Annotated in this window: 9 protein-coding genes and 1 pseudogene; 5 read left to right on the plus strand and 5 right to left on the minus strand. The window is 70.8% G+C overall.

Annotation, left to right across the window (positions count from 1 at the left end):
- Positions 1-485 precede the first annotated feature (485 nt).
- Entirely contained in the window at positions 486-1,280 is a 795-nt protein-coding gene (locus AC31A1_RS37545) for a helix-turn-helix transcriptional regulator (RefSeq protein WP_489657588.1), read from the minus strand.
- A 187-nt stretch (positions 1,281-1,467) separates the two neighbouring features.
- Entirely contained in the window at positions 1,468-1,962 is a 495-nt protein-coding gene (locus AC31A1_RS37550; protein WP_489657589.1) for a PaaI family thioesterase, read from the minus strand.
- Positions 1,963-2,054: 92 nt separating this feature from the next.
- On the opposite strand from AC31A1_RS37550, the gene AC31A1_RS37555 reads away from it, so the two are divergent.
- Positions 2,055-2,537: a winged helix-turn-helix transcriptional regulator gene (locus tag AC31A1_RS37555; protein WP_489657590.1), complete on the plus strand. Its 483-nt coding sequence runs from the start codon at positions 2,055-2,057 to the stop codon at positions 2,535-2,537.
- On the opposite strand, the gene AC31A1_RS37560 is transcribed toward AC31A1_RS37555, so the two are convergent.
- On the minus strand, positions 2,526-4,583 hold the full coding sequence (locus tag AC31A1_RS37560; RefSeq protein WP_489657591.1) for a GH92 family glycosyl hydrolase: 2,058 nt from the start codon (positions 4,581-4,583) through the stop codon (positions 2,526-2,528). The genes AC31A1_RS37555 and AC31A1_RS37560 overlap by 12 nt on opposite strands.
- 241 nt (positions 4,584-4,824) lie before the next feature.
- Between AC31A1_RS37560 and AC31A1_RS37565 the strand changes: the two genes are divergently transcribed.
- The 3 genes from AC31A1_RS37565 (at position 4,825) to AC31A1_RS37575 (ending at position 8,095) form a co-directional block, all read left to right on the plus strand.
- Positions 4,825-6,075, plus strand: a complete 1,251-nt coding sequence (locus AC31A1_RS37565) for an outer membrane protein assembly factor BamB family protein (protein WP_489657592.1) — start codon at positions 4,825-4,827, stop codon at positions 6,073-6,075.
- Between the two features lie 31 nt (positions 6,076-6,106).
- Entirely contained in the window at positions 6,107-7,069 is a 963-nt protein-coding gene (locus AC31A1_RS37570; protein ID WP_489657593.1) for a phosphotransferase family protein, read from the plus strand.
- A 420-nt stretch (positions 7,070-7,489) separates the two neighbouring features.
- Complete coding sequence (locus tag AC31A1_RS37575) at positions 7,490-8,095, plus strand: hypothetical protein (RefSeq protein WP_489657594.1); 606 nt, start codon at positions 7,490-7,492, stop codon at positions 8,093-8,095.
- Here the strand turns inward: AC31A1_RS37575 and AC31A1_RS37580 are convergent.
- Positions 8,028-8,586, minus strand: a pseudogene (locus AC31A1_RS37580) (hypothetical protein). The gene AC31A1_RS37575 and the pseudogene AC31A1_RS37580 overlap by 68 nt on opposite strands.
- A 65-nt stretch (positions 8,587-8,651) precedes the next feature.
- Entirely contained in the window at positions 8,652-9,314 is a 663-nt protein-coding gene (locus AC31A1_RS37585) for a TetR/AcrR family transcriptional regulator (protein ID WP_489657595.1), read from the minus strand.
- A 151-nt stretch (positions 9,315-9,465) separates the two neighbouring features.
- Here AC31A1_RS37585 and AC31A1_RS37590 point away from each other — a divergent pair.
- Positions 9,466-10,530: medium chain dehydrogenase/reductase family protein (locus tag AC31A1_RS37590; protein ID WP_489657596.1), on the plus strand; the 1,065-nt coding region annotated here is incomplete at its 3' end.

A 10,530-nucleotide genomic window follows, 5' to 3' on the forward strand; every position in this document is an offset into this window, starting at 1 on the left:
TCGGTGTCCCGTCCGGCTCGGATGTCAGCGGGCTGCACACATTGAGGTTGGTGCTCCACGACACGTCCCGGCGCTCCGCAGGGGTCCGGGGCTGTACCAACATGCGGCTCCCCCGTACGGGCGCGCCCCGCGGAGGCCGGCGCAACGTGGTCCTTTAGGCGCCCAGGGCAGGTGTCAACATACGACTCCACCGACCGCACAGGCGCACCCTCGGAGACCGGCACAGCCAGATCCCATGGGAGCGCGGGGGTGCGTCAACATACGACTCCACCGCACGGGCGCACCCCGCGAGGCGCCAACATGCGACGCCCCCGCGCAGGCGCACCCCCCGGAGACCGGCGAAGCCAGGTCTTTCAGGGGCGCGGGGAACTGCGCGACCAGCCCCCACCGCCCCGCACCCACGAGACGACCCAGGGCCCCGACGCCGATAACTCCCTTCCCACAACACCCGGTTGAGCGCCCGGCGAAACAGCGGCCCAGACCCCTCAACGCCCCACCCGCCGCGGCAACAACCCGATCTCCTGAGCCCGCAACACCGTACTCACCCGATCCCGTGTCCCCAGCTTCCGGTACAGACCCTCCACATGCTTGTGAACGGTACGCACGGAGATACCCAGTCGATGAGCGATCGCGGATGCCGTGAGCGCATCGGCGAGCAGGAGCAGGACGGTGACCTGCCGAGGGGTGAGCCGGGAGTCCGCTGTCGCCTCGGGGGGCGCCGTCGTCGCGCGCAACCGTTCGAGGAGTTGTCGCTGCTGCTCTACGCCGGCCAGCAGGGGCTGCAACTGCTCGGCGGCCCGGACATGGTCCTCGGTGAAGTCGGCGCCGGCACGGTAGACGAGGCAGCCGGTCACCGGGGTGGCCGTGCCGGGCAGGGGTATCGCCAGGACGTGGTCGGCGTCCATCAAGCGGCTGATCGTCCCCGCCGTGCGGCTGCGCGCCCACCCCCTCCCGGCCATCCGGTGCGCGGTCCCGGGCCGGCGGACGGCGCCGGCCGTGGCGTAGTGATCCGCGAAGGGGTAACCCCGGCGCAGCACCGCCATCGACTCGTCCCCGATGGCGTCGATCCGCCCGAGATGCGCCGCGGCGCCGGGCGAGAGCCCCATCGACCCGGTCCGCTCCGTCCACTCGCCGAGTTTGTAGATCAGCGCCTCGCCGCCGCACAGCCCCGGCAGGGCCGCGGCGACCAATGGCCACAGCCGCTCGGGTTCCCGTTCATGCAGAGCCGCCACCGCGACCGCCAGCATCCGTTCGTACGCCCCGGCCGGCCCGCCCGTCATACGCCCTCACGATCCCGCGTGTGTCACGTCCACGTACGCACGTACGTACTTCTCCCCATACCACCACGGCCACGGCGCCCGGCAGAATCCACAGCGTTCCGGCAGCGCCTGAGACCGTATGGATCAAGGGAGTTGACGGTACGGATCCGCCTGCGCGGGGGACAGGCGGATTTCCGCCGTTCCGGGATCAGACACCCGGGACGGGAAACAGCAGGCAGCTGCTCGTGGCGTGCGCGAGCAGCCGGTCCTTCTCGTCGAACAGTTCGGCCTGGGCGAGCGCGGTACGCCGTCCGCCGTTCAACACAGTTCCTACGGCACGGACGCGCCCGGTGTCGGCCGTGATCGGTCGCAGAAATTTCACGGACAGGTCGAGCGACGTGTACCCCATGCCCTGCGGCAACGTGGACTGCACCGCGCAGCCGGCCGCGGAGTCGAGCAGCGTGGCGTAGACCCCGCCGTGCACGCTGCCGATGGGGTTGTAGTGCTCCTCCCCCGGTATCAGTGAGAACACCGCGCGCCCGTGCTCCACCTCGTCGAGCGTGAAGTTCAGAGTGGCCCCGATGGGCGGCGCGGGCAGGCGCCCGCCGATCAGTTCCCGCAGGAATTCCAGACCCGTGGACTGTCCTACGGCGGCTGCCGAGACCCCCGGGTCCTCCCACTCGTACGTGCGTGACCGTCCCATACGGTGCTACCTCCCAGCTGGCTTCCTGAAAAGAAGCTAGATGTGCCCGCAGCTGACTGTCAATGACAGAGCCAGGTGGCTAGGGTGGTCGCATGGAATGGCTCGACGTGAGCACGGAGAACTGTCCGGTCCAGAGCACGCTCGATCTCGTCGGCGAGAAGTGGACCCTGCTGATCCTGCGGGACGCGTTCGTCAGGGTCCGACGTTTCGACGACTTCCGGCGCCATATCGGGCTCTCGGACGCGGTGCTCGCCGACCGGCTCCGCAAGCTGGTGGCGGCCGGCATCCTGACGACGGTGCCCTACCAGCAGGCGGGGAGCCGGACCCGGCACGAGTACCGGCTGACGAGCAAGGGCCGCGATCTCTGGCCGGTTCTCATGGCGCTACGGCAGTGGGGCGAGACGTACGCCGCCGACCCCGAGGGGCCGGTTCTCGACGTACGGCACACCGGGTGCGGTGCGCCGGTCCGCGTGGTGGTGGAGTGCGACGGGCCGCACGGCGCGTTGAAGCCGACCGAGGTCACGGCCGCGCCCGGACCGGCGGCCCGGCCCGTACGCAGCCTGCTACCGGAGTGAGCGCCTGGGTGACGCGGAGCCGACCGTGAGTGAGGTGCCGTCACCCCGGTGGACGGTGGCCGTGGGGAACAGCGGTGCGCTGCGCAGGAGTTGGGCGGTGCCGGGGACCTCGGGGTACAGGCCCAGGCTCGCCCACACCGCCCAGGACGACATGGCGCCGAGGTCGTCGTTGCCGACGAGTCCGCCGGGGGCGTCGGTGAACAGCGCGGACAGGGCGCGCTGGGTGACGGCCCCGGCGCGGTCGGCGTGGCCGACGTAGGTGTACGCCCAAGGGGTCCCGAACGAGGGCTCGTTGCCGAGGTAGGCGTACGGCTCACCGGCGCCCGCGTTGAGGTTGGTGAAGAAGGTGTCGAGGCGAGCGGTGACGGCGGCGTCGCCGCCCATCGCCGCGAACAGTCCGGGCAGATCCTGCGGCACCATCCACGTGTACTGGGCCGCGTTGCCCTCCACGTACTCCGTCTTCTGGGCCGGGGTGAAGGCCGGCCAGGTGCCGTCGGCGGCGCGAGGCTGGATGTAGCCGGTGGCGGGGTTGAAGAGGTTGCGCCAGTTCCCGGAGGCCCGCAGCAGGGTGTCGTACGCCGTCAAGTCACCGAGCCGGTGGGCGAGTTGGGCGAGCGCGTAGTCGGCGACAGCGTATTCGAGGGTGGTGGAGACCGAGCCCCAGACGCCCTTGGTGGCGGCGGGGACATAGCCGAGGGAGTCGTACTGCTCGTGTCCGGGGCGCTGGCGGTTGTCCTGGCGGTCCGCGAGAGCCGTGCGCAGCAGGGTGGCGGCGTCGAAGTCGGTGCCGCCGAAGGCGTGGATCGCGGACGCGATGGCGGGCAGCGGGTCGCCGACCATGACGCCGCTGCCGCCGTTCGCGAGGGTCCAGCGGTCGAAGTACCCGGCTTGGAGGCCCTGGTTGAGGACGGACTGCGCGATGTCGGAGGCCTCGCGCGGGGCGAGCAGCGCCAGCAGCTGGACCTGGCAGCGGTAGACGTCCCAGCCGGAGAAGTTCGCGTACTGGACGTGCCCGGCCCGGGTGCGGTGGACGAGGCCGTCCATGCCGGTGTAGCGGCCGTCGGCGTCGCTGATGACGCTCGGGTGCAGGAGGGCGTGGTAAAGCGCGGTGTAGAAGACCCGGCGCTGGGCGTCCGTGCCGCCGCCGACGGTGACGCGGTTCAGCCACCCGTTCCAGTCGTCGTGCACGGCCTGCCGGATCGTGTCGTACGACTGCGCCTTCTGCTCGGTCAGCGCGTTGCGGCGAGCACCCTCGACGTCGACGAAGGAGACGCCGACCCGGGCGGTCACCGTGCGCACGCCAGGGGCGAAGGTGACCATGGCCGCGCCCGCTTTGCCGTCGGGGTGGGTGGCCTGGGCGAAGGGTTGGTCGAAGGTGGCGTGGAAGTAGAGCCGGTAGCGGTTCTTGGACTTGCAGAAAGCGCCGCTGTCGCTGTACCCGGAGAGCGTGTCGGTCCCGATGTCGACCGTTCCGGTGGCCGCGGTGAACGCCTTGGCCGCGTCGATGCTCACGGCGGCGGGGCGGGTGTCGCTCGCCGGGTAGGTGAAGCGGGCGATGCCCGAGCGCTGGGTGGTGGTCAGGTCGGTGCCGATGCCGTTGTCGAAGGTGACGTGGTAACTGCCGGGCGCCGCCTGCTCGTTGGCGTGCGAGAACGTGGCGTACTCGGGCGGCGCGGTCTCCTGCGTCGGCATGAAGGGGACGTTGCCGTAGGCCGCGCAGCCGGCCCCGGAGATGTGCGCGAGGCTGAAGCCGCGGATGCGGTTGTCGCCGTAGGAGTAGCCGCCGTGCTGGTACGTCACGGTGTCGGGGCTCCACTGCATCCCGCCGAGCGGTGCCGAGGCGCCCGGGAACGTGTTGCCCGCGCCGCCGCCGTGGCCGAAGTCGGGGCCGCCGGGGGCGGTGCCGACGAACGGGTTGACGTACCGCGCGAGATCGTCGACGGCCCGGGGCCGGGACGTCCCGTCGGCCCGGACCGGGGCGGCGGCCGCTCCGGACGCCACGAGCACCGAGACCGCCAGGGCGGCCCGAAGCAGGGGAAGTCGCACCACGTTTCTCCAGCCAGACAGGGAACCCGCCACCCGTGCGGCGCCGGACCGCGAGTGTCCCCAACGCGGCCCCACCTGCCGTGCCGCCACACCGTCCGGCCGCGAGGACCAGCCGGTCGGGTCATCACTCCGCCGCATGTCGCATGCGACGACAGAGTGCGAATTGACGTGGTGCGTGAAACGCGGCGTCTGGAAACATGGGCGCTTTACACGACGGGGGTGGCTGATGCGACAGGTTCGCATGACGCACGGGGTAATAGGTGCGGTCCTGTTCGGGGTGGCGGCGGTCGGCTGTGCGGGCTCCGGGGACGCGCGGTCCGCTGAGACGGGGCATACGACGACGACCGCGTCCCCGCGCTCCTCCGCGCCGGCCTCCGCCGCGGCGCGGACGTCCGACGGCGGCCAGGACTCATGGCGTGCCTGGACCAAGGACCTCTCCGGCGCGGAGGGGGTACAGGTCTGCGGTGCCACGGCCCACCAGGTCGTGTGTGCCACCGGCGCGGACGGTTTCGTCGGGCGGTCCAGGACCGACGGCGCGGTCAGTTGGACCGTTCCCACGACCACCGCCGGCAAGAACCTCGGACTCGTCGTGGACAAGGCCGACGAACGCGCGGTGACCAGCGGCGGCCGCACCCTGCGCGCCGCGAACCTCCGCACCGGCACGGCGGCTTGGTCCCACCGGCTGCCCGCCGACCGTCTGTACACCCAGTTCGTCGCGGCGGAGGGAGTCGTCTACGCGCTCGACGCGTGGAGCAGTTTCGACCGCGAGGCGAGGGTCGCGCTCGGCGCCTACCGGGCGTCCGACGGCAAGACGCTGTGGCACCGGACCGTCGACGCCGACCGCTCCGAAAGCCCGGCCGCGTTCGGCGGACGCGTCTACACGACCGACTCCTCGAAGGTCACGGCGCGCGACGGCCGTAACGGCGACGCGCTCGCGACCACCACCTCCGGCACGAAGTGCCCGCACCTCATCACCGGCGGCGACTACCTCGTCTGCTCGGGCAGCGCGTACACGGCCGAGGACACCTTTCCGCCCCTCCAGCGACTCGACCCGGGCGACCTTCAACCACTCGCCACCGCCAAGGCCAGCGACCAGAAGCCCGAACGCGCTCTGATCTCGGCCGACGGTGTGCTGATGCTCTTCGAGGTCAGTCCGGAGGATTCCGGCGTCGGTGACTGGAACGCCTACGACCTCAACCACCCGAGGAAACTGTGGAGTTACCACACGACCACGGAGGAAGCCAGCCTGGTCGGCGAGCGGTTCGTGACCTTCACCCCTCGCAACGACCCCACCACCCGGGGACACATGATCACCATCGACCTGCACGCCGGACCGCACGCGAAAGGATCCGCCGCACCACGCATGTCACCGGCCTACCCGGAGACCGTGGGCAGCGCGTACCCGGCACTCCTCCTGCCGGGAGGCGACCCGGACTACGTCGTCATCGAAACGATGGTCCATCACATCCTGCGGTCGCTGCCGCTGCCCTAGGAACAGCACAACAGGATGAGGGGGTGGCGCGATGATGCGCCACGAAGAGGCAGGGTCCGTACGGCCGTTGACCCTGGCCTGGGCGGGCCGGCATCTGGAGGTCGGCGAACGGATCGTCGGAATCGAGGAGTTGCACGGTGGCATCACCGCCGAGATGCGGCGGCTGACCATCGGTACGCGGGACGGAGGCTGCCGTGACCTGGTGCTGCGGACCTTCGTCGACCCGTACTTCGTGGAACACGCCGAGGACCTGCTGAACCGCGAGGCCGACGCCCTCGCCCTGCTGACGGGAACCGACGTACCGGCTCCCGGACCGGTCGCGGTCGACGCGACCGCCACGCACTGCGAGTACCCGTCCCTCCTCATGACACATCTCCCGGGCCGGACGGTCCTCGCCGACGACGGACTGGAGGCGCGGGTCCCCCTGCTGGCCCGGCAACTCGTGGCGATCCACGCGCTGCGCCCCGCCGACCGGCCCCAGGAGTACAAGGCGTGGACGACCGCCGACGACGTCGTCCCTCCGCACGGCGCCGACGCGGTGGCATGGGCCGCGGCGACCGACGTGATCCGCAAACCCGCGCCCCGGTACAAAGGACGGTTCCTGCACCGGGACTTCCAGCCCGGCAACGTGCTGTTCGACGGGCTGTCCCGCGACGACGCAGCTCTCCGTATCAGTGGCGTCGTCGACTGGGTACAGAACTCCTGGGGACCGGCGGACCTGGATGTGGCGCACTGCTCCACCAACCTCGCGCTGCTCCACGGCCCGGCCTGGGGTCCGCGGTTCGCCGAGGCGTATGAGGAGGCCGGCGGGGTTCTGGCCGCGGCCGCGGACGAGCGGTTGTACTGGCGGTTGCTGGACGCGCTGGCGTTCGCGGCCGGTGTGGAGCCGGTGGCTCGGCCGTGGCGGGAGGCGGGGAGGGGCGAGCTGACGACGCGGGCTGTGGAGGAGCGGTTGGACGCCTATGTCACTGCCCTGATGGACGAGTTGGGCTGAGCCGGGAGGGTGAAAGCGTGCGGGGAAGCGGACGGCACCGCAACACCGCACCGGAAGGTGCACGAGGGTCTGGCGAAGGCGCCCACGACCCCGTTTCGGGCGCCGCCGAGGGTCCCAATTCCGGTATGCGGCGGGCTGGATGGCGGGTGAGGCTGCAACGGCGTTCAGTCGCTCGGTGCCGGTGCCGGTGCCGGTGCTTCGTGATGCCCTTCACCAGTGGTCGGCAGCGGGAGAACTCGTCGCGGCCCACCGTGAGCCGGCGTCCCCTGGCGGTGATGGCGTACCGACGATCACCGCCGGAGAGAGGGCGATCCCCGCGTGTCTCCTGACTCGTCCTCGGCATCGCGGCACCGTATACCAGGCCGGTGTCCTCGGACAGGTCCTCCGTCACGGTGGACGTACTCGGTCGAGGGGGAAGCCGTGGCGGGGGAAGAACTAGCGACGCCGGACGCCGGTCTGTTCGAGCTGGAAGCCGTCGTGGTGGGGCAGCCGAAGCGTTCACGGTGGCGCCGTTACGTGGGCCCCGCGCTGACCGTGTCCACTGTGGAAGGGACGCGGCTCGCCCTGGTCATGCACACGGACGACACCAACTACCTCCTCACCGCGACGTCCGGAGAGTTCATCGCCCGTATCAAGAGGCGTGTCTCATATGGGCAGTTCGGACCGGTGCGGTTCCGCTTCACCGATGTCGCGGACCGGGAGATCGGCACCGCCGTTGCCCGTGGACTCGTCAAGAGACGGCAGTTGAGGCTACGAACGGAGCAGGGACGCCAACTCCTCCTCACCTGGCGGGGTTACACGTCCATCGAATGGCAACTCACGGAGACGGACCCGGAACAGCTTCCGGCGCCGGAGATTCTCGGCAGGGTCACGGTGAGCACCGTCGACGCATGGCTCGGGTTGCAGCAGTACGTCGTCGAAACCGACCCCGGACTGGACGCCTCAGAACGGCGGACCGTCATCGCCTCGGTCGTCTGTCTGCACCTGCTCCGTCGGCCTCCGGGTGGCGGCGGCGCGCCCGGCTGACCGAGGCCGCGGTGCTGCGCCCGCGCCTCACCAGCCTGCCGCCGGCGGCCAACAGCCCAGCTCCGACGGTCAGTTCACGGAGTCCTGGGGCGATGTCGAGTGCGTCTGTCAGCGACAGCAACGCGGCGCGGCCACCCTCGACGTTCTCCACCGCCTCCGGGGCGAGCAGGAACCCGACATGGTCGCCGCCGTCGATCCGGCGCTCCACGCGTCCGACGAACCAGGCCGGAGTCTCGTCGAGGACAGGAGACCCGCCCGGCCCCGGGTGCCCCAAGCCGCTCGGCGCGTGAAGCCATCCGGAACGTCCGGTTCGCCCTGGACAGCCAGAGCACGAACCGGGGCGGCCGGATCGAACACTGCGAGCCGAACCCGAGCAGGCATCCGGCCCGCTCACCAACGGCTTCGGCGGTGACGACATACAGACGACATACATCGGGGGTTGAGTCGAGACCTGCCAAGGAGGTCGGGGGCGGGTTTGTCGTCGGACGCATCGTCCGCGCTTGCCGCCCCGAGGATGACGATCGTCCAACCCCGCCCCGCTGGTGCGCGCAGCGGATCACCGCTGTCGTGGCCCACGCCCCGTCAGGGCGGCCAGTTCCGAGTCGAAGAACAACTCCGGGTCGAATCCCATGCCCGTGAAGTGGCCCGCGAGTTCCAGGGACAGGACACCGTGCAGGCGGGTCCAGAAGGTCAGGGCGCGGCGGAGGGCCACAGGTGGGGCGGGGTGGTCTCCCGCCCAGTGTCGGTGTGCTCCCAGGTCGACCTCGAACGGTGTCGCGGGACCGTCCGCGGGCAGCTCCGTGCTCGCGTCCAGCAGGGCCGCCATGATCTCGGACGCGATGCCGGTGATGTCGTCGGGCGCGTGATAGCCGGGGACGGGTGTGCCGTAGATGAGGAAGTAGCGCTGGGGGTCGTCGAGGGCCCAGCCGCGCAGGGCGTGGGCCAGGCCGGGCAGGTCGGTGCCGGAGGCGGCGGCCGCGCGGAAGGTGTCGGCGAGGCTGCGGTAGGCGTCCCGGATGAGTTCGGTGATCAGGTCGTCGCGGCTGGCGAAGTACCGGTAGAGGGCGGGTCCGCTCATGCCCATCCGCTTGGCGATCGCGTTGAGGGAGAGCGCGGAGGCGCCCGCCGTGGCGATCTGTTCCCGCGCGTGTTCCTTGACCTCCGCGCGTACCTGGTCGCGATAGCGCTCGCGTGGGGTCTTCGTGCCCGTTTCCGCCATGACCGGCCGCCTTCCACTCCCACTCGTCTACATGTTCACGCTTCAGTTAGAAGCTATCACGATTGCTATTGACGACCCCCTCTCGCGTGAGTTACAACTTATAACGAACACGAAGGCACCTAGCTCGCAACGGATCGCAGTGGAGGCCACCATGAACAGCACGGACGACACGGACAACACGAACCACCTGGACACCACCACCGACGCACTCGTCGAGGTGGTCCTGCCGGGCAAGGTGGAGCCGGAGGGCCTGGATGTCCGGCACGGAGCCGTTCCCGTCGCGGGCCCCGGCCAGGTCGTGATCCGGATGGAGGCGACCGGGGTCTCCTTCGCCGAGCAGCAGATGCGGCGCGGCAAGTACTACGACCAGCCTCCGTTCCCCTTCGTCCCCGGCTACGACCTGGTCGGCACCGTCCAGAGCACCGGCGCCGGCGTCGAGCCCGGCCTGGCCGGCACCCGGGTGGCCGCGCTGGTCAAGGTCGGCGGCTGGGCCAGCCATGTGCTGGTCGACGCGGCCGACGTGGTGCCGGTACCCGAGGGGATCAGCGCGGCCGAGGCCGAGACCGTGGTCGTCAACGGCATCACCGCCTGGCAGATGCTGCACCGCAAGGCCCGCGTCCGCGCCGGCCAGACGATCCTGGTGCACGGCGCGAACGGCGGAGTCGGCACCGTCCTGGTCCAACTCGCCCACGCCGCAGGGGTGCACGTGATCGGCACGGCGTCCCCGCGCCACCACGACGCGCTCCGCGAGCAAGGTGTCGACCCCATCGACTACCGCGCCCCGGACCTCACGGCCCGCGTCCGCGAGCTCTCCCCGCGCGGTGTGGACGCCGTCTTCGACCACATCGGCGGCCCCAGCGTCGTCCGGTCCTGGCACCTCCTCGCCCCCGGCGGCACCCTCGTCTCCTACGGCAGCGCCTCCACCCGTGACGACGAGGGCTCCAAGCAGCTGCCCGTGCTCAAGATCCTGGGCCGGGTCTGGGTGTGGAACGCGCTGCCGAACGGCCGCCACGCCTACTTCTTCAACGTCTGGGCCGGGCGGGCCCTGAGCAAGAACAAGTTCCGCGCTCAGCTGCGCGCCGACCTGACCCAGGTCTTCGCGGCCCTCCAGCGCGGTGAGGTCAACGCGCAGATCGCGGCCCAACTCCCGCTCGCCCGCGTCTCGGACGCCCTGCGGCTGGCCGAGTCCGGCACGGTCGCCGGCAAGGTCGTCCTC

It is taken from the genome of Streptomyces sp. P5F9, from assembly GCF_057961495.1.